The following is an 18,847-nucleotide window of genomic DNA, read 5'->3' as shown; positions in this document are numbered from 1 at the left end:
GGGACCGGGGCCAGCGGGTGTGTGTGCTCTTCAGAGGCCGAAGTACAGCCTGGAAATACTTCTGACCTGCACCAACGGCCACCCCCAGAGGTGCTCGGTACACAGTCGACGCACTTGGCGGTACAAGGCGACTGTCTCCAGCCGGACGCTCCCCCTGGATAGGGGGGCGAGGGCATCGAGCGGTTCACTCATCGGCACTCTGTGCGGATGGCTCGCCGGGTGTTTCACGCCGATAGGGCGTGCCAGAGGAACGCGCTGCTCCGGGCGCCGGTCGGACACTTCGGTCGTCATACTCCGGCGAGGGCTCCTGACAGCCGTGATCCGCCCCGTTGCGCAGCTCGTTTCGTACTTGTCGCCAAGCACGGATGATCTGTGGAAGCTTCGACAGCACCTCGCCCACCTGTGTCAGCAGGAGCGTGAGGCAGCCGAAGGCGGCAAGGATGATGAGGCTGAGGTTGTCCCAACTCACGGGGTGACCTCCGACTGCTGCTGCATGGGGACTCGCTGCCCGTTTAAGCGCAAGGTTGCGTCGTCCAACCGGACTTCGAAGTGGTCGCCGGTATCACGAGCAACGGCACCGGAGCTGCCGATCGGAGAAGCGGTCAGTGATGCGGCTACGTCGTCGACGTGGGGGAAGCCATTCCATCGGAACGTCCATTGGCGCCCGGATCCCTGTAGTTGCTTCTCGTAACGGTCTTCGCCTTCATCGCGGAGCCAGCCGGGGCGCATCGGCAGGTCGGAGAACCAATTGCCGATCGCCCATCTACCTTCAGCACCCCGTGCGGCGATACAGCACATGAGGCCCGCCAACAGCCGTTCGGTGTCTTCGCTCATGTCGGGGACTTCTTCAAGCTGTGCCCGTTCAGGCCTCGTGTGGAGCCTGTTGACGGGATAAAAGTCCCATCGGGGAAATGGGCGCAGATTCCCGTCCCAGGCTCCGGAAGAGTTTCCAGTGATGACGAGTTGAGCGCCGGTAGGAAGATGGCGTGTCACGCATGTGCGCCGCCCCCGGAACTCTTCGAGGCGGAGCCCAGGCAGGGAGCTTCCGCCGTCGCGGCTGGGCAGGAGATACGGAGCTACGTTATGCGGCACATCCGCGATGACGACGAGCCGGTTGAACCGCGGCGAGGCGATGATGTCGTACGCGACGAGGGTGTGGAGTCCCCAGGCGGCGATGCCACGATGAGGCTGCCAAGACCCCGGTCGGTTGAACAGCCCAAGGGTCATCAGCGCGCGAAGCCTGCGCTGCTCGGGCGAGCAGGTGTCCAGACCGAGGGAGCCGTCACGAGGAACGGCGTGCAGAGCAGCTGCCCTGGGTTCACCCAGGTACTGCATTCGAGCGCGGGCAATTGCTTTGTTGGTGCTTCTGGGCATGCTGGTACCTCCCGCCAACCGGGCTGGCACTTCAGGTCACGTACCTAGTGAGCCCACGAATGATTGCTGTGCGGAGCTGGGCGAACCACGCCCATGTGCAGCGTCCTCGGGTGCCGGGGCCCGTAGGAAAATGCCGCCCACCGACTCTCCGCGAGCCGGATGCTTCAAAGGAACACCCGGATGCGAGGGCTTTCCTGCCCCGGACCTGCCAGCGGAAGGGGGGCCGGGTGGCGCTCTAGCCGAGCAGGGCTTGGCGGGAAATCCAGTCGAGGGCGTCTGCCCCCAGCCGGTCGGGCGCTTCGAGCAACGCGGCTTTCACCGCCGCGAGTTCCGTCAGCGCTTCGGGCGCGCCCGACCGGTCCAGTACGGCCAGACGTTCCATTGCCGAGGCGACGGCGTCGGGCCAGCCCGGCATACCGAAGTGGGCGGGAGCCTTGAACGCGGCCGAAGCGGCTCTGTGCAACAGCCCCGCGCGCCAGCCCTGTTCGCGTATCACCTCCGCGGTGAACCAGACCCGGTCGTCGACGTGCTGGACGAACTCCGCCACGGATTCGGACACCGTTCGCAGCGCGAAGCGTGAGCCGCCGGCCCACGGAAGGTCCAGGTCCGAGGCAATGGCCACGAACGCGAGCAGTTCCTCGGGCCCGTCGTCCCGCGCGGCCACCAGCGCCGTGCGGGCCCTGCGGTACAGATCAACGCTCTGCGCGAAGATCTCCCCGTCGCTCGGCCCGCCGTCGGCCGCATGGATCACGTCCAGCGGCCCCTCGCGCCAGGCGTCGGTGACCAGACCGACCGCCGCCGCGCTGACCAGGACGTCTGCGTCATCCGTGTCGATGCCGAAGTGCGCCAGGGCAGCAGGGGCCTGCTCCTCGATGTCCGGAAGCGGCGAGTGCTTCTCCTCCCCAAAAGAGCTGAGAGACGACAAGGGTTCGGGCTCCGGCTGCTCCACGGTGATGCCGTGCTCCGCCAGATTTTCGAAGACGACGTCCGGCCCGCAGTCGATGTGTGAGGAGTCGTGGCGCCCCGAGCAGCCTTCCGGGCACTCGAACTCCTCGCACATCTCCGGCTCCTCGGGCTGCGCCTCGTTGATCAGGTGGTAGGCGAGCCGCTCTGCCGCCGCCTCCCGCGCCGTGATCATGGCCAGGTCGAGCCGGAAAGTCTCGTCCCTCAGCTCCGAGTCCTCACGATCTGCAGAGGCGGGTGGCTCCGGTGCGTCCGGAATCCAGGTGTACGCCGATTCCAGTGAGACCAGCAGCCAGGCGACGCGCAGCGCCTCGGTGTCACCGTCACGGGCCAGCCCGGCCACGGCCTCCGCGGCCTGCCGCACACTGTCGAGCTGGGCGAGGTGGCGCTCACGCACCGGCAGCCATGCCGCGGACTCCGCTCGGGACCGCTCGGCATCCTGGGTCAGCTCGGCGTCACGGGCCCGCCGTGCCCGGGTGACCAACCGGGTCAGACAGGCGCGACATCCGAACAGTCCCGACTCGGGTGTCGGGCCGAGCGGTACGGGCAACCGATCTCCGAAGGGTTTGTCGCAGAGGCAGCAGTCCAGTGCCCCCACCTGCCGGGAGGTGGGGACGGTCGGCAGCGCAGACCGGATCACGGCACGGGCATAGTCAGGGATGTGCATGAGCGGGCAACTCCTCGGAAGAAGGCGCCGGTTGGCTCACGGCGCTGGCTCCATGTTCCGGGCCGTCTTCGATTGTTTGTCACCGTTTGACGCCCCGGGACAGGAAGTTGGCGAAATCTGACATGTGGCCATGCTGCCTGCTACTTCTATGCTCTTGGCGCTATCTGACGGTCATCCGGACCCTCACCTGAGAGGCCGAAGGGATCCGCCGTTCCGTGCCCATCGACACCGCCCCTCCTCCGAACGAAGCTCACCAGGAGCTGGTTCGCGCCCTGGAAGAACTCCACCGGGCGGCGGGCCGCCCCGGCATGCGGAAGGTGAGCGCCCTGATCGACAAGGGTGACCACCCGGCGCTCGTCAGCCACGAGGGAGTCCGTACGGCCCTCAGGGGCCTGTCTATCCCGCGCTGGGAGACCGTGCAGTCGATCGTGGCGGTGCTCGCTGCCGCCTGTGTTGATCCACCCCGGGATCCGACGGCCGAGGTGGCGCGGTTCTTGCCCTTGTGGCGCGCGGTCGGGGAGAGAGAACCGCGCGGCATGAAGTCGGCCCGAGAACTGGCCCTGTCACAGGGCTGGGGCCCGGACGACGGGCAGTGGACCCCCGAGGCGGTCCTCGGCATGATGATCAACCCGTTCAACGCCATCGAGATTGACCCCTCGCTTACGGTGCCGCACGAGCCGGTCGTCTCGGAGGACGAATGGGTGCAGGTCGGTGTCCGTCTCATCGACGAACACGGTGCTGAGCTCGCCCTGCGTGCCCTCCTGCGGACCCTGAAGGGTGACTACCTCGGTGCCGAACAAGGCAGCCCCTACGGCTACCACTACCCGGACCAGGCGGCGGTCGACGCGCACACGGCCTTCCGGTATGGCTGCGACCGGATCCTCCAGCGCCTGGCGGTCGAGCCGAACCTCCTCCAGCGGTCGGTCAGCGCCATGCACGCTGACGAGACCATGGACCGTGAGGACCGCATCGAGATGCTGCGCGCCGAGTCGGACGCGTCCTTGATGCGGGAGATCATGACTGTGACCCCGGAGAGCTGGCACGAGCTCTCGGAGGAGGCCCACCATCAGATCTTCGGCTATCTCATCAAGGAGATCGGCCCGGTGGGCAGATTCGGGCTTCCGCCGGACCAGCGGTTCCGCATCACTTGGCGCGTCCCGGAGCCATTGGCAGCGTAGCTTCGCTCGCTACGGCGAAGGCTGCCGCCCCGGAGTGGGGTGGCAGCCTTCGCACGGAACCCGGGTCTCGCCGAGAAGTCGGCAAGACCCGGGAAAGCAGCTGTGAACTGGGAAACGACTGAGCATCGTTTTCCCAGTTCACAGCACATCTCGGGGGCCGATGACCAGGTCCCCCGCGCTTTACAGATCGAAGTAAAGCTCGAACTCGTGCGGGTGCGGGCGCAGCTGGATCGGGGCGATTTCGTTGGTGCGCTTGTAGTCGATCCAGGTCTCGATCAGGTCGGACGTGAAGACGCCGCCCTGCTGGAGGTACTCGTTGTCGGCTTCGAGGGCGTCCAGGACGGCCGGGAGGGAGGTCGGGACCTGGGCGACGTTGGCGTGCTCCTCGGGGGCCAGCTCGTAGAGGTCCTTGTCGATCGGCTCGGCCGGCTCGATCTTGTTCTTGACGCCGTCCAGGCCCGCCAGGAGGAGCGCGGAGAACGCCAGGTAGGGGTTCGAGGACGGGTCGGGGGCGCGGAACTCGACGCGCTTGGCCTTCGGGTTGGAGCCCGTGATCGGGATGCGCATGGCCGCCGAGCGGTTGCGCTGCGAGTAGACCATGTTGACCGGGGCCTCGAAGCCGGGGACCAGGCGGTGGTAGGAGTTCACCGTCGGGTTGGTGAAGGCCAGCAGCGACGGGGCGTGCTTGAGGATGCCGCCGATGTAGTAGCGGGCGGTGTCCGAGAGGCCCGCGTAGCCCTGCTCGTCGTAGAAGAGCGGGTTGCCGCCCTGCCACAGCGACTGGTGGACGTGCATGCCGGAGCCGTTGTCGCCGAAGATCGGCTTGGGCATGAAGGTCGCGGTCTTGCCGTTGCGCCAGGCGACGTTCTTCACGATGTACTTGAAGAGCATCAGGTCGTCGGCGGCGGCGAGCAGCGTGTTGAACTTGTAGTTGATCTCGGCCTGGCCGGCCGTGCCCACCTCGTGGTGCTGGCGCTCGACCTCAAGGCCGGCCGCCTCCAGCTCCAGGGAGATCTCGGCGCGCAGGTCGGCGAAGTGGTCGACCGGCGGGGCCGGGAAGTAGCCGCCCTTGTAACGGACCTTGTAGCCGCGGTTGTTCTCCTCCGAGCCGGTGTTCCAGGCGCCGGCCTCGGAGTCGATGTGGTAGAAGGACTGGTTCGCCGACGTCTCGAAGCGCACGGAGTCGAAGACGTAGAACTCGGCCTCGGGGCCGAAGTACGCGGTGTCGGCGATGCCGGTGGAGGCGAGGTACGCCTCGGCCTTCTTGGCGATGTTGCGCGGGTCGCGGCTGTACTGCTCGCCGGTGATCGGGTCGTGGATGAAGAAGTTGATGTTGACGGTCTTGTCGCGGCGGAAGGGGTCGACACGGGCCGTCGACAGGTCGGCGCGGAGCGACATGTCGGACTCGTGGATCGCCTGGAAGCCGCGGATCGAGGAGCCGTCGAAGGCCAGCTCCTCGGTCGGGTCGAACGCCTTCGCCGGGATCGTGAAGTGCTGCATCACACCGGGCAGGTCGCAGAACCGGACGTCGATGAACTTGACGTCCTCGTCCGCGATGTACTTCTTTACGTCGTCGGCGTTCTCGAACATCCCAACTCCTCCTAGCCCGGTCACCGGTCGGCGGACGCGGGGTTGCTGCGCGGAGCGCGACCATGTGCGGTGGCGCGCTTGCCCGACCATAGGCAGGCGTGATTTCTCAAGCATGACCCATTTGTTTCGCCGAGGTTAACCGCCGCGCTGTCCTCCGCACCTTCTGGTGTGCCCTGGTGACAGCCGTTTTCCGGCGGTCCGGGCGGCCCCGCGGGGAATCGAACGTATGCGGTCGCAGTACCGTGGACGGGTGGACAACAGGCAAGCAATCGGATCGTGGATCTCCGGGCCCCGCGCGGCCGCCGAGGACATGGGCGTCGAGTTCGGCCACCGCGGAGCGCAGCTGGGGCTGCCGGCGGAGGGCCCCGGCTCGATCGCCCGGCCCGGCCGCCGCTTCGCCGCCCTCTTCATCGACTGGGCGCTGTGCATGATCATCGCGTACGGCCTGCTCAGCGGTGGCCGGGCGCAGTCGGCGAGCAACTGGGCGCTGGTGGTCTTCGCCGTGCTGAGCGCGCTGACCGTCGGCACCATCGGCTGCACGCCGGGCAAGCGGCTGCTCGGCCTGCGGGTGCAGGCCGAGGGCGGCGGACGGCTCTCGCTGCCGCGGGTGGTGCTGCGCACCGTCCTGCTCGTCGTCGTCATCCCCGCCGTCATCTGGGACCGCGACGGGCGCGGTCTGCACGACCGGCTCGCGCGGGCGGTGCAGGTACGGATCTGACCGGTGCAGGTACGGAGCCGATCCCCGTACGGATCCGATCCGCGGGATCGGCCGGGAAACCGGTGGTCCCGGGCAGCCGGTGGTCAGTGGAAACAGCGGAGTTGGCGGAAACGAAAACGCCCCGGAGCCGTGGCTCCGGGGCGTTGTGGTCGGTCGGGGCGCGTCGGGCGGCCCGACCGGTCAGCGCATCTTGCCGCCGCCCTTGGGCATCCGCATGCCCTTGGGCATCGGGCCCTTCGGCACCGGCATGTTGCTCATCAGGTCGCCGAGCGCGCGCAGCCGGTCGTTCACGGCCGTCACCTGGGCGCCGGGCAGTACCCGCGGCAGCTTCAGGAGCGTCGTACGGACCTTCTTCAGCGGCACCTGGCCCTCGCCGTCGCCCACCACGATGTCGTGGACGGGGGCGTCGGCGACGGTGCGTGCCATCCGCTTCTTCTCCGCGGCCAGCAGACCGCGCAGCCGGTTCGGATTGCCCTCGCCGACCAGGACGATGCCGGCCTTGCCGACCGCCCGGTGGACGACATCCTGACTGCGGTTCATCGCCACCGCGGGGGTGACCGTCCAGCCGCGGCCGACGTTCTCCAGCACGGCGGCCGCCGCACCCGGCTGGCCCTCCATCTGCCCGAAGGCAGCCCGCTCGGCGCGGCGTCCGAAGACGATCGCCATCGCGAGGAAGGCCAGCACGAAGCCCAGGATGCCCGCGTACACGGGGTGGCCGATCGCGAAGCCGATGGCAAGGAGTACGCCGAATACGACGATGCCCACGCCAGCGACGACAAGACCGACCTTGGAGTCGACCCGACGGGTCATCTTGTAGGTCTGGACGATCTGCTTCAGTCGCCCGGGGTTGCCGGCGCCGGCAGCGCCGTCTGAGTTTGCCTTCCTCGCCATACAAGGAAGTTTACGTGGCCTGCGGGCGACGGGTTGCCGCGGCCTCCAGTACGTGCTGGGCTTCCTGCCGGTCGCTGGCCCGGCGGCGGTCCTCCAGGACGGATGTCCAGGCATTCCGGCGGGCGGTGCGCTGTCCGCCGCCGAGCAGCAGTGCCTCGACGGCACGGAGCGCTCCGGTGACGGAAGGGACGGTGTGGGCGGTGGCGCGGAGCGGCGCGGCCTGCATGGTGATGGATCTCCCTCGGGAGTGCGGCTGGGGTGCGGGAGCGGTAGGTCCGGACGCGGGGCGTGCCTCCATCGTCACCGAAGGGTGTTTCCAACGGGTGACCTGCCGGTCAAACACGACGAAATGTTGACGCGGCCCGCGCGCCCCCTGCCTGGGGGAGTGCGGGCCGCGTCCTCCCAGCATGTGCCAGGTTTCACACATTGGCGCGCCGAGCGGCTCAGACCGCCTGAGTGGACGCCTCGACCTCGCGCCGTTCGATCGCCTGCTGGTAGAGGCGTCCCGCACGGTAGGAGGAGCGGACCAGCGGCCCGGACATCACACCGGCGTAGCCGATCTCGTCGGCCTCCTCCTTCAGCTCCACGAACTCGGCGGGCTTCACCCAGCGCTCGATCGGGTGGTGCCGCACGGAGGGGCGCAGGTACTGGGTGATCGTGATCAGCTCGCAGCCCGCGTCGTGCAGATCCTGGAGGGCCTGGCTGATCTCCTCGCGGGTCTCGCCCATGCCCAGGATGAGGTTCGACTTGGTCACCAGGCCGGCCTCGCGGGACTTGGAGATGACCTCAAGGGAGCGCTCGTAACGGAAGCCGGGACGGATCCGCTTGAAGATCCGCGGCACGGTCTCGACGTTGTGGGCGAGCACCTCGGGGCGCGAGGAGAAGACCTCGGCGAGCTGCTCGGGCACCGCGTTGAAGTCGGGGATCAGCAGCTCGACGCCGGTGTCGGGCATCGCGGCGTGGATCTGGCGGACCGTCTCGGCGTAGAGCCAGGCGCCGCCGTCCTCCAGGTCGTCACGGGCGACGCCGGTGATCGTGGCGTACCGCAGGCCCATCGTCTCGACGGACTCGGCGACCCGGCGGGGCTCGTCGCGGTCGAGCTCCTGCGGCTTGCCGGTGTCGATCTGGCAGAAGTCGCAGCGCCTGGTGCACTGGTCGCCGCCGATGAGGAACGTCGCCTCGCGGTCCTCCCAGCACTCGAAGATGTTGGGACAGCCCGCCTCCTGGCAGACCGTGTGCAGGCCCTCGCTCTTGACCAGGCCCTGCAGATGGTTGTACTCGGGGCCCATCTTCGCCCGGGTCTTGATCCACTCGGGCTTGCGCTCGATGGGGGTCTGGCTGTTCCGGACCTCCAGGCGCAGCATCTTGCGTCCGTCGGGTGCGACAGCGGACACGTCGGCGCCCCTTTCTGCTATCGCGGCATTCGATTCAGCGGCGTACACCAGGGTACGCCCGGTAATTCGCACGTCCTTACGTGCTCGCCAACCCCGTATACGAAGCCGGCATTCCTGACGGCCGGGGTCAGACCGCGCGGGGGAGCAGCTCGGCGCCCTCCAGGACGTCCCGCAGGTGCTTCTCGACGACGGGCAGCGCCTCGGCGATGGTGACCTCGCGGCCCAGCTCACCGGAGAGCGAGGCCACCCCGGCGTCCCGGATGCCGCACGGCACGATCTTGTCGAACGAGGTGTTGTCCGGGTTCACGTTCAGCGCGAAGCCGTGCATCGTGACGCCCTTGGCGACGCGGATGCCGATCGCGGCGAGCTTGCGGTCCTCGCGGCGCTGGCCGGCGTTGGACGGCGCGTACTCGGGTCCGTTGAGCCGCGGGTCGAACAGCTCGTCCGCCACCCGCGGGTCGAAGTCCAGGTTCAGGCCGCCCAGGGCGGCGCGCTCCTCGACCGGGTCGCCGAGCACCCACACGCCGCTGCGCCCCTCGACGCGGGTGCCCTCGACGCCGAAGTCGGCGCAGACCCGGATCAGGGCGTCCTCCAGGCGGCGGACGTGCGCGACGACGTCGACCGGGCGCGGCAGCTTCTGGATGGGGTAGCCCACCAGCTGGCCGGGGCCGTGCCAGGTGATCTTCCCGCCGCGGTCCACGTCGATGACCGGGGTGCCGTCCAGGGGACGCTCGTCGTCGGACGTGCGGCGGCCCGCGGTGTATACGGGCGGGTGTTCCAGCAGCAGGCAGGTGTCGGGTATTTCGTCGGCGAACCGGGCGGCGTGCACCCGGCGCTGTTCCTGCCAGGCCGACGTGTAGTCGACGGCGTCGTCGCCGAAGCCCAGATGCACAAAGCGCAGCCCCTCGGGTGCGGGGGTCTCCCCCCGAGAGATCGCAGTCACGGCAGCTCCTCTTCGAACCTCTGTTGCAGTGCGTTGCCACATTTGATGCCACTTCGCGCCCATGCCACTGTACGGCCGCCCTCCGCGGCGGCCGCAGGCGGCCGGGGGCCGGGGCGGGCGGCGGCGGGAGCGGCCGGCCGAGGGCCCGGGGGAGTGGTGCTCCGGGGCCGGTGAGCGGGGCTTTGCCGGCCGGGGGCGCAGCCGGCGCGCGCCGCAGTGTGGAGCGCATGCGCCCTGCTCACACGATCGGATGAACACGGGACGCAAGCGGCGAGAAAGGGGCCGAAGGCCGTTACATTCACGCCGTTCCACAAGGGCGAGTGCGTGTGCCGGACAGGGTCAGCCGGGCCCGGCGGCCCGGCCCGAAAGGCAGGAGACCGGTAAAGCTGATGACGGAACGACCCCCGCACCGCACGCCCAACCGCCGGCTCGCCGCGCTCATCGCCGAGGCGGGGTTCTCCAACGCCGGACTCGCCAGACGCATCGATCAGCTCGGCATCGAACACGGCCTCGACCTGCGCTACGACAAGACCTCGGTCACCCGCTGGCTGCGCGGCCAGCAGCCGCGGGGCACCACCCCCGCGCTGATCGCCGAGGTGTTCACCCGGCGGCTCGGCCGCCGCCTCTCCACCCAGGACCTCGGCCTGGACGCCTGCGCACCCGTGTACGCCGGGCTGGAATTCGCGGCGACACCCGCTGAGGCCGTGGACATCGTCAGCGGCCTGTGGCGCAAGGATTCCGGCAGCCACGCCGAGCTGCGCAAGATCGCCTTCACCCCCGCGGGCCTGGTGGTGCCCAGCCGGGACTGGCTCATCGGCCGCGCCGACGAGCGGGTCGCCCGCGGCGAGGCCGGCGCCGACGGCCTTGGCCGGGTGCCGCTCCAGGGCCGGATCGCGGTGCCGCGCCAGCGCCGTACCGACCCTCTCGACCGGGGCCACGGCGCCAAGGTGACGGCGGGTGACATCGCCGCGCTGCGCTCGGTCGGCGACCTCTTCCGGGCCCTGGACCACGCCTACGGCGGCGGCCACGCCCGGCAGGCCCTGGTGCGCTACCTGGAGCACGAGGCGGAGCCGATGCTGCGCGGGAGCTACGGCGAGGCGGCCGGCCGCAGGCTGTTCGCCGCGGCCGCCGACCTGACCCGGCTGGCCGGCTGGACCTCGTACGACATCGCCGCGCACGGCCTGGCGCAGCGGTACTTCGTGCAGGCGCTGCGGCTGACGCAGGCGGCCGGTGACCGCGCGTACGGCTCCTACGTTCTGGTCACGATGAGCCGGCAGGCCGTCTACCTGGGGCACGGCAGGGAGGCGGTGCAGCTGGCGCGGGTGGCCCAGCAGGGGGTCGGCAGCAGCGCGCCGCCGGTGGTCCAGGCGCTGCTGCACGCGGCGGAGGCGCGCGGCCACGGCGTCCTGGCCGAGGTGCGCGCCTGCACGGCGGCGCTGGCCCGCGCGGAGCGGGCCCTGGAGAGCGCGCGGCCGGGCGACGAGACGCCGTACTGGGCCCGGTTCTTCGACGAGGCGCAGCTGGCCGACGAGCTGGCGCACTGCCACCGCGATCTCCAGCAGTACCGCGCCGCCTCCCAGCACGCCGAGCGCTCCCTCCAGCTGCGGGCGGCCGGCTTCGCCCGCAGCCGGCTGTTCTGCCGGGTGGTGCTGGCGACCGCGCGGCTGGGCCTCGGCGAACTGGACCAGGCGTGCATCCTCGGCGCCGAAGCCGCCCACCAGGCATCCGAGATGCGGTCGGTGCGGGCCCACGAATACGTCAGGGATTTCGAGCGCCGGCTGGAGCCGTACCGCGACGCCGCCGCGGTACGGGGCTACCGCGACCGGGTGGCGGCCCTGGGGTGAGGGCGCACCCCGGGGCCGCGCCGCGTGCGGGCGGCCCCGGCCGGTGTCAGGCCGCGGTGCGCAGCGTGGCAGGTTCGACGAGGGCGGGCAGGTCGAAGTCCTGGAGCAGCGCGCGGGCGGCGCGGCGGCCCGAGTGCAGGGCGCCCTGGAGCGTGCTGATGTCACGGTGGTCGCCGCACACGTAGAGCCCGGCCAGTACCCGCACCGGCCGTTCCGTATCGTGCGGCGCGGGCATCGCGGGCACGGCGTACGGGTCATGACGGGCCGTCAGCAGCTGCCACTCGTCGGTGCCGGTGCCGTGCACCCGCGCCAGCTGGGGCCTCACCGTCTTGTCCAGCACGGTCGCCGGGAGTGCGGCGGCGGCGCCCAGCACCACCGTCGTGATCAGGCTGCGGCCGGCGGGCGCACGCGACGGATCGACGGCGCCGGCCGCGTAACTCCAGGCGACGGGGCCCTCCGTGGTCAGGATCAGCGGCGTCTCGCGCGGGGCCGCGGGGCGCGGGGCGTGGCCCGCGGACGCGGTGTGGTGCAGCACGGCCGCCGGGTGGAACGGCGGCAGCCGCAGCCCCGGCAGCAGCCCGGCCGCCTCCCGCGCCCCGGTCGCCACCAGCACCGCACGGCAGGGGACCGGGCCGTGCTCCGCCGTGGTGACCGTGGTGGTGGAGACGGAAGTGACGCGGACGGACGTGCGGACCGTGCCGGGCGGCAGGCCCGCGGCGAGCGCGTCGGGGAGGGCGGCTGCGCCGCCGGCCGGCAGGCACAGCCGCCCCTCGGCGAACGCCCGCAGTGCCGGCAGCGCGCCGCGGCTGGAGCCGCTCAGCCGCGGGTCGCCGAGCAACGCGCCCAACAGCGGACGCAGGAACGGGTCGTGGGCGCGCGGCGGGAAGACCGGGCGGCTCGCCAGGGCGTCGGCCACCGGCCGGTCCGGCACCGTGCGGTCGACGTGCCGGTCCGGGGCGCGGTCCTGGTGACGGTCGGCGCGTGACAGGGCGCGCGCTGCCGCGAGTGCGCCCCTTGTGCTTCGGAGGGCGCTGACGCGCTGCGTCCGCCGGCCGTTGTGCAGGCCGAGCCACGGAGCGAACCGGCAGAGCGCCAGGCCCTCCAGACCGGGTGTCCTGAGCAGTCCCGGTGTCGCGATCAGCGGTCGGCCGCCGTGGTCGAGCCGGAATCCGTCGAGGTCGTCGGTTGCGGACCTGCCGCCGATCCGCGAAGCGGCCTCCAGCACGGTGACGGAGAGCCCGGCGGCGGTCAGATGGCGGGCGGCGGCCAGTCCGGAAGGACCGGCCCCCACGATGACGACGTCCACGGTCGATGCGGTGCGCAGCACGTGCCCTCCCGGGGTCGGCCCCGTCGCCGGCGGCACCCTGGTGATGCCCCGTGCCGGCGCGGGGGATGCCGAATGATGTGTGCGTGCACGGTAGGGACGGCAGGGCCGGGCGGACAGGGGTCGTGCGGGGGCGCGTCGGTGCGGCCCGCGCACCGTCCGGCCACCGGCCCCGGCCGACGGGCCGTCACGCGGCCCTGACGGCCGCCTCGATCCCCGGGTCGGTGAAGCGGAAGCCGCTCTCCAGGAGGCGTCGCGGGATCACCCGCTGGCTCCCCAGGACGTCCCCGGCGAATTCGCCGAGCGCGAGACGCAGCGCGGGCGCGGGCACGGGGAACGGCGTCGGACGGTGCAGCACCCGCCCCATCACGGCCGTGACCTCGCGGTTGGTGACCGGCTCGGGCGCGGTGAGATTGACCGGACCGGTCAGCGTCTCGGTGTCGATGAGGTGGCGCAGCGCGGCGATGTGGTCCCGGAGGGAGATGAAGCTCCAGAACTGGCTGCCGTCCCCGAGCCGGCCGCCGAGCCCCAGCCTGAACAGCGGGAACAGCCGCCCCCAGGCGCCGCCCGACCGGGCCACGACCAGGCCGGTACGGGCGAAGACGGTCCTGATGCCGGCGTCACCTGCCGCGGCCGCCGCGTCCTCCCAGTCGACGCAGACCGACGGCAGGAAGCCCTCGCCGGGCGGCGCCGACTCATCGGTGCGCCGGTCGCCGGTGCCGCCGTAGTAGCCGATCGCGCTGCCGCACACGAAGACCCGCGGCGGGACGTCCAGGGCGGCGACGGCCGCGGCGACGGCGGCGGTGCCCAGCACCCGGCTGTCCCGGATCTCGCGCTTGTAGGCGGCGGTCCAGCGGTGGTCGCCCACCCCCGCGCCCGCCAGATGCACCACCGCGTCGCAGCCCGCGAGACCCGCCGTGTCCACCTCCTGGCGCCGGGGATTCCAGTGCACCTCGTCCCCGGCCGCGGGCGGGCGCCGCACCAGGCGGACGACGTCGTGCCCGTCCGTGCGCAGCGACCGTACGAGGGCTGTGCCGATGAGACCGGTCGAGCCGGTGATCGCGATCCGCATGGGGCCATACTGCCCGCAGCGCGGCCGGGAGGCGCGGCGGCGGGGCGCTACGGGCGGAAGCGTTCCCACAGCTGCGGGAAGCGCTCCGCCAGTGCCGCGTCGTCGTCGAAGTCGAGGTAGTCGCCCAGGGGTTCGCGCGGCGCCGGGGGCAGGCCGAGGTCCGGCAGCTCGGCGCCGGTCAGCTGCTCGTACGCCTCGTCGGCGGCGTAGCCCAGCTCTTCCGCGTCGCCGTCGGCCTCCTCGTCGAACTCGCCCACCAGAGAGGCGAGCTGGTCCGGATCGTGCAGCGCGCCCTCGAACACCTCCCGGCCCTGGCCGATCAGCCAGCAGCGGAAGTAGTCGAAGGCGTCGTCGCTCGCCCCGTCCAGCATCACCGAGGCGGCGGCCCAGAGGTCCCACGTGTAGGCGCGGTTGTAGCGGGCCTCGAAGTGGCGGGCGAAGTCCACGACGGCGTCCGGGTCGAGCCCCAGCAGCCGTTCGGTCAGCTCGTCCGCCTGTTCCTCGGGATCGCCCTCGGCGGCCTCGCGGGAGGTATCGATCAGCTCCCAGAACTTCGTCTCGTCCATCACCGCTCCATGATCGGTGCTGGCGGCCCGTCATGCACGCGGAACGCCCCGGATGCGGCCTTCTCGTGCCCAGAAGTGATCACTTGCGGGTGTGACCGGTGCAAGAATCACTCGTTGGAAGGCTGGCATCATCGGCACCTCCTCATACCCCCCGTCGGTAGATCCCCCCACCCCCTGAAGGACGCTTCCAGGCCATGCCCATGGATGAACGAACCCGGGCCGATGTCGAGCGGGCCGAGGCGGCCATCGTCGAGCACTATCCGCGGCTGGTGCGCCTGGCGTACCTCGTGCTGCCGCCGTCGATGGGCCGCCACCGCCGGGTGCTGACCGCGCACGGGTTGGTCCAGCGGGCCCTGCCCACGGGACGGCGCAGGCAGAAGCGTGTGCTGCCCGGCCAGCGCGTGCCGCAGGCCGAAGGGGGCTACCCGCTGGTGCGGCTGCGCGTCCTGCAACTGGCGCTCGCTCAGGAACGCCCGCCGCGCCGCTGGTCCGCGGTGCCGTTCGTCCGGGGGCTGCGGCTCTTCCCCCGGGCCGGCGGCGCCGATGAACTCGCCCTGGACCAGGCGCTGTCCGCGCTGTCCGCCCCCGAGCGGGCCGCCGTCGGGCTGTGGCATCTGGAAGACCTGGACGAGGACGACGTCGTCGCGCTGCTGGACGCCGCGGGCGCCGATGACCCGGGCGCCGCCCAGCGGGCCGCGGTGGCGCTGGACCGCGAGTCGGGCCCGGAGACCGCGACGCTGCTGGACTCCGGCGAGTTCGACCCCTGCACGGTGCAGACCCGGCCCACCGACCTGCTGCGCCGCAGGCAGCTGACGCGGGCGGCGGTGGCCGCCGCCGTGGTGCTCGCGGTGGGCGGGGCGGTGCTCGGGGCGGTCGGCGGCGGTCCGGACGGCCGGCCGCGGGGCCGGGGCACGACGGTGGCGGAGCAGGCGCTGGACCCGGACCGGCTGCTGCGGACGCCCAACGACGCGTGGGCCGACACCTCACGGGTGGACTTCACCGCCTGGTCACCGCGCGGCAGCGAGACCGACGACCGGGAACTGCTGGGGCGGGCGCTGCGGGTCTGGGCCGACCCGGGCCACGACGTGCACATCACCGCGTCGGCCGGCACCTCGACCCGGCCGCCGGACCAGCCGCCGCGGCTGCTGTACGCGGGACTGATCGACGACGTCATGGTGGCCGTCTTCCACGACGGCGAGCGCCTGGTGCGCTACGCCGAGCCCCGGAACGCCCCGGCCTCGCTGGAGTTCGCGCGGGTCGACAACGCCGATCTGACGACCGGCGGCGCGCTGGTCATCGGGCGCGGCGAGGGCTGGATGCGCTTCCTGATCGCCCCGTGGGTCTCGGACGCCACCACCCGGGACCTGCTGACGCCGAAATCCCCGGTGAAGCCGCTGCACGTGGCACCGGACGGGGTCACCGACCGGGTGCCGACGCCGCCGACGGGTGCCTCCTGTGGGCAGTGGCCGGTGGCGCAATTCCGCTCATCGGAACGGGTAGTTGAGCACCACAGCTTCCTCATGACCGACCTCGGCGATCTCGCGCCCGTGCACCTCACCTATCTGCCGCCGCCCGCCGCGGGCCCCCCGGCGGAAGGTCCCGCCGAGGCGACCGGCGCCCCTGCGCTGCTGAACTGGGCGCATTCCGCCTGCTCGCTGCGGGAGTTGCGGGGCGCCGGTGTGCGGTCGGTCGACAACTGGGCGTATGCGCAGCAGTCCCTGCCGGAGCACGGCGGCCGCGCCACCTGGGTGTGCAGCCGCGCCGACACCTGGCAGGGCCCCGGCCGCGTCACCGTGCAGTTCCAGCCACCCGCTGCTCGGCCCGCCGATCCCGCGCAGATCGTCGGCAGGGCCCGTGACACCGCCGCCTGCAGCCGGTACGGCCGGCAGGTCGTCGGCGACACCCGCTGGCGGGCGGCGTCGGGGAAGTGGTACCTGCTGGCCGCCGGCAGCCACGGCGTCCGCGGCCTCGACGTCACCGGCGCCGTACGCCACGGCACGGCCGGCGCCACCCTCGCCGTACGGGCCCCGCAGGACGCGCCCGCGCAGGTGGCGGGCCGGCTGCCGGACGGCGGGAGGCTGCACGCCCTCCGGTCGTGACGGCGGCGCGGGCGGCGGTCGGTACCGGGCCAGGGGCCTGCGCCGGACGTCGCCGCGGAGGAATCCGTCGCCGAATCCCGACAGGACGTGTCGGGATGAGCTGTCACCTTCGCCGTGTACCTCTCATGCACCGACGGCGAAGGAGTGGCAGCGATGACGACAGCGGCCGATGCGAAGGAACGGGCCGGTCGGGGCGGCCTGGCAGGACGGGTGGCGCTGGTGGCCGGCGCCACCCGGGGAGCGGGCCGGGCGATGGCCGTCGAACTGGGCCGGGCGGGCGCGCTGGTCTATGTGACGGGGCGGACCACGCGACAGCAGGTCAGCGAGGTGGGCCGCCCCACCGAGACCATCGAGGAGACCGCGGAGCGGGTGACGGCCGCGGGTGGTACCGGCATCGCCGTACCCACCGACCACCTGGAGCCGGAGCAGGTCCGGGCGCTGCTCGCCCGCATCGAACGGGAGCAGGGCCGGCTGGACATCCAGATCAACAGCGTCTGGGGCGGCGACCACCTCCTCCGGTTCGACACCGCCCTGTGGGACCTCGACCTGGCCGGCGGCCTGCGGATGCTCCGCCTCGGCATCGACACCCACCTCATCACCAGTCACTACGCGCTGCCGCTGCTGAACCGGACCCCCGGCGGGCTGCTCGTCGAAGTCACGGACGGCACCGCGTCCTTCAACCGCACCTACCGCGGCAACCTCCCCTTCGACCTCACCAAGAACGCCCCGCACCGCATCGCGTTCGGCCTGGCCACCGAGCTGAAGCCGTACGACACCACCGTCGTCTCGCTCACTCCGGGATTCCTGCGTTCCGAGGAGATGCTGGACCACTTCGGCGTCACCGAGGCGAACTGGCGCGACGCGGTGGCCCAGGAGCCGCACTTCGCCATCGCCGAATCACCGGCCCTGATCGGACGCGGCGTCGCCGCACTGGCCGCCGACCCCGCCAAGGAACGCTTCACCGGCCAGTCGCTGTCCAGCGGGCAGCTGGCGAAGGTCTACGACCTCACCGACACGGACGGCTCCCGGCCGGACGCCTTCGGCTACTTCGAGGACGTGGTCACCGGCGGCAAGGACGGCACGGCGGACGACTACCGCTGACCCGGCCCGCCCGGGACCGCGCCCTACGGTCCGGAGGCGTCACCGCGGCACGGCCGCGCCCGGTGACGCCTCCGTGGCGTACAGCGCCGCCGTGCGCCGGGCCGCCGCGGCGAACCGCTCGCGCAGCTCCGCAGGGGCCAGCACCTCGGCCTCCGGGCCCAGCGCCAGCAGCTGCGCGTAGGCGACCTCGGCGTCCTCGACCGCCAGGGTGACGGTCCACAGGCCCTGCCCGTCCGGCTCCCCGGCCGCGGCGACCGCCTCCCGGGCGGCGGCGGGCTCGGTGACGTACGGGAGTTGGCGTATGCCGCGCCCTGACAGGCGGAGCACCACCTCCGACCGCAGGATCGCGCGCTTGAACTGCTCGGCCCGCTCCTCCCAGAAAGCGGGCAGGTCGAAGGCGGGGTCACGGGTGAAGCGGGCGCCGTCCGCCGCCACGGCCGTGAAGCGGTCTACGCGGTAGACGCGGAAGGACGCCGGGGCGGCGCCCCGGCCTGCGGGTTCTTCGCCGGGCGGCGGCAGGGCGCGGGCCGCCAGATACCAGACGCCGGCCTTCAGCACGAGGCCGTACGGCTCCAGCTCCCGCTCGACCTCCTTGTCCTTGCGGAGGTAGCGCGCGGTCAGCCTGCGATCGTGCCACACCGCATCGGCGATCAGGGGCAGCCGGGCGGGCGTCTGCGGCTCCTGGTACCAGCCGGGGGCGTCGAGGTGGAAGCGCTGCGCGGCGCCCGCCGCGGCCTCGCGCGGCTCGGGCAGCAGGGCGGCGGAGACCTTCAGCCGGGCGGCGGACGCGGCGTCCGCCAGGCCCATCTCGCGCAGCGCGGACGGGACTCCGGACAGGAAGAGCGCGCCCGCCTCGCTGCGGCCCAGGCCCGTCAGCCGGGTGCGGTAGCCGCCGATCAGGCGGTAGCCACCGGTGCGGCCGCGGTCGGCGTAGACGGGCACCCCGGCCTCGGAGAGGGCCAGCACATCCCGCGCGACCGTGCGCTCGGACACCTCCAACTCCCGCGCCAGCTCGCCGGCCGTCATCGACACCCGCGACTGGAGCAGCAACACCATCTTGATCAGCCGGGCAGCACGCATGTCCTCATCATGCCGGGCACCACTGACAACGGCCCGGCGGCAG

At 71.8% G+C, this 18,847-nt stretch carries 16 protein-coding genes; 5 read left to right on the top strand and 11 right to left on the bottom strand.

The features are described from left to right. Positions 1-465: 465 nt before the first annotated feature. Complete coding sequence (locus tag LIU39_RS20090; RefSeq protein WP_227048166.1) at positions 466-1,374, bottom strand: hypothetical protein; 909 nt, start codon at positions 1,372-1,374, stop codon at positions 466-468. 235 nt (positions 1,375-1,609) lie between these two features. Beyond that, a complete protein-coding gene (locus LIU39_RS20085; protein WP_227048165.1) occupies positions 1,610-3,004 on the bottom strand; it encodes a hypothetical protein in 1,395 nt (464 codons plus the stop codon). A gap of 215 nt (positions 3,005-3,219) precedes the next feature. Here LIU39_RS20085 and LIU39_RS20080 point away from each other — a divergent pair, with 215 nt between their 5' ends. Further along, positions 3,220-4,182: a hypothetical protein gene (locus tag LIU39_RS20080; protein ID WP_227048164.1), complete on the top strand. Its 963-nt coding sequence runs from the start codon at positions 3,220-3,222 to the stop codon at positions 4,180-4,182. A gap of 180 nt (positions 4,183-4,362) precedes the next feature. On the opposite strand, the gene glnA is transcribed toward LIU39_RS20080, so the two are convergent. Next, the gene (glnA, locus tag LIU39_RS20075) at positions 4,363-5,772 is read right to left on the bottom strand and encodes a type I glutamate--ammonia ligase (protein WP_227048163.1); all 1,410 of its coding nucleotides are present in this window, start codon (positions 5,770-5,772) and stop codon (positions 4,363-4,365) included. Between the two features lie 250 nt (positions 5,773-6,022). Between glnA and LIU39_RS20070 the strand changes: the two genes are divergently transcribed. Further along, complete coding sequence (locus LIU39_RS20070) at positions 6,023-6,490, top strand: RDD family protein (RefSeq protein WP_227048162.1); 468 nt, start codon at positions 6,023-6,025, stop codon at positions 6,488-6,490. Positions 6,491-6,670: 180 nt separating this feature from the next. Here the strand turns inward: LIU39_RS20070 and LIU39_RS20065 are convergent, their stop codons facing one another. From LIU39_RS20065 to lipB, 4 genes are all read right to left on the bottom strand, one after another. Continuing rightward, the gene (locus LIU39_RS20065) at positions 6,671-7,381 is read right to left on the bottom strand and encodes a DUF4191 domain-containing protein (RefSeq protein WP_227048161.1); all 711 of its coding nucleotides are present in this window, start codon (positions 7,379-7,381) and stop codon (positions 6,671-6,673) included. Between the two features lie 10 nt (positions 7,382-7,391). Continuing rightward, positions 7,392-7,607, bottom strand: a complete 216-nt coding sequence (locus LIU39_RS20060) for an SCO2195 family GlnR-regulated protein (RefSeq protein WP_227048160.1) — start codon at positions 7,605-7,607, stop codon at positions 7,392-7,394. 217 nt (positions 7,608-7,824) lie between these two features. Continuing rightward, the gene (gene lipA / locus LIU39_RS20055) at positions 7,825-8,775 is read right to left on the bottom strand and encodes a lipoyl synthase (RefSeq protein WP_227048159.1); all 951 of its coding nucleotides are present in this window, start codon (positions 8,773-8,775) and stop codon (positions 7,825-7,827) included. 127 nt (positions 8,776-8,902) lie between these two features. Beyond that, complete coding sequence (gene lipB, locus LIU39_RS20050) at positions 8,903-9,667, bottom strand: lipoyl(octanoyl) transferase LipB (RefSeq protein WP_227048187.1); 765 nt, start codon at positions 9,665-9,667, stop codon at positions 8,903-8,905. Positions 9,668-10,107: 440 nt separating this feature from the next. Between lipB and LIU39_RS20045 the strand changes: the two genes are divergently transcribed. Next, on the top strand, positions 10,108-11,562 hold the full coding sequence (locus LIU39_RS20045; protein ID WP_227048158.1) for an NsdA family TPR-like regulatory protein: 1,455 nt from the start codon (positions 10,108-10,110) through the stop codon (positions 11,560-11,562). 46 nt (positions 11,563-11,608) lie between these two features. On the opposite strand, the gene LIU39_RS20040 is transcribed toward LIU39_RS20045, so the two are convergent. The 3 genes from LIU39_RS20040 to LIU39_RS20030 form a co-directional block, all read right to left on the bottom strand. Further along, positions 11,609-12,889 carry an FAD-dependent oxidoreductase gene (locus LIU39_RS20040; RefSeq protein WP_227048157.1) on the bottom strand — a complete coding sequence of 427 codons (1,281 nt, stop codon included), beginning with the start codon at positions 12,887-12,889 and terminating at the stop codon, positions 11,609-11,611. A gap of 184 nt (positions 12,890-13,073) precedes the next feature. Beyond that, positions 13,074-13,958 (bottom strand): TIGR01777 family oxidoreductase, encoded by an 885-nt coding sequence (locus LIU39_RS20035; RefSeq protein ID WP_227048156.1) that lies wholly within the window; start codon positions 13,956-13,958, stop codon positions 13,074-13,076. Positions 13,959-14,005: 47 nt separating this feature from the next. Then, entirely contained in the window at positions 14,006-14,524 is a 519-nt protein-coding gene (locus LIU39_RS20030) for a DUF4240 domain-containing protein (RefSeq protein WP_227048155.1), read from the bottom strand. Between the two features lie 200 nt (positions 14,525-14,724). On the opposite strand from LIU39_RS20030, the gene LIU39_RS20025 reads away from it, so the two are divergent. Both LIU39_RS20025 and LIU39_RS20020 read left to right on the top strand, forming a co-directional pair. Then, complete coding sequence (locus LIU39_RS20025) at positions 14,725-16,623, top strand: hypothetical protein (protein ID WP_227048154.1); 1,899 nt, start codon at positions 14,725-14,727, stop codon at positions 16,621-16,623. Positions 16,624-16,776: 153 nt separating this feature from the next. Beyond that, positions 16,777-17,724, top strand: a complete 948-nt coding sequence (locus LIU39_RS20020; protein ID WP_227048153.1) for an SDR family oxidoreductase — start codon at positions 16,777-16,779, stop codon at positions 17,722-17,724. 39 nt (positions 17,725-17,763) lie between these two features. Here LIU39_RS20020 and LIU39_RS20015 read toward each other — a convergent pair whose 3' ends face one another. Continuing rightward, positions 17,764-18,804, bottom strand: coding sequence for a helix-turn-helix transcriptional regulator (locus LIU39_RS20015; protein WP_227048152.1), 1,041 nt, complete (start codon positions 18,802-18,804; stop codon positions 17,764-17,766). Positions 18,805-18,847 lie beyond the last annotated feature (43 nt).

This window comes from Streptomyces pinistramenti, from assembly GCF_020564935.1.
GTDB lineage: Bacteria > Actinomycetota > Actinomycetes > Streptomycetales > Streptomycetaceae > Streptomyces > Streptomyces pinistramenti.
This window is presented reverse-complemented; position numbering and strand designations above follow the sequence as displayed.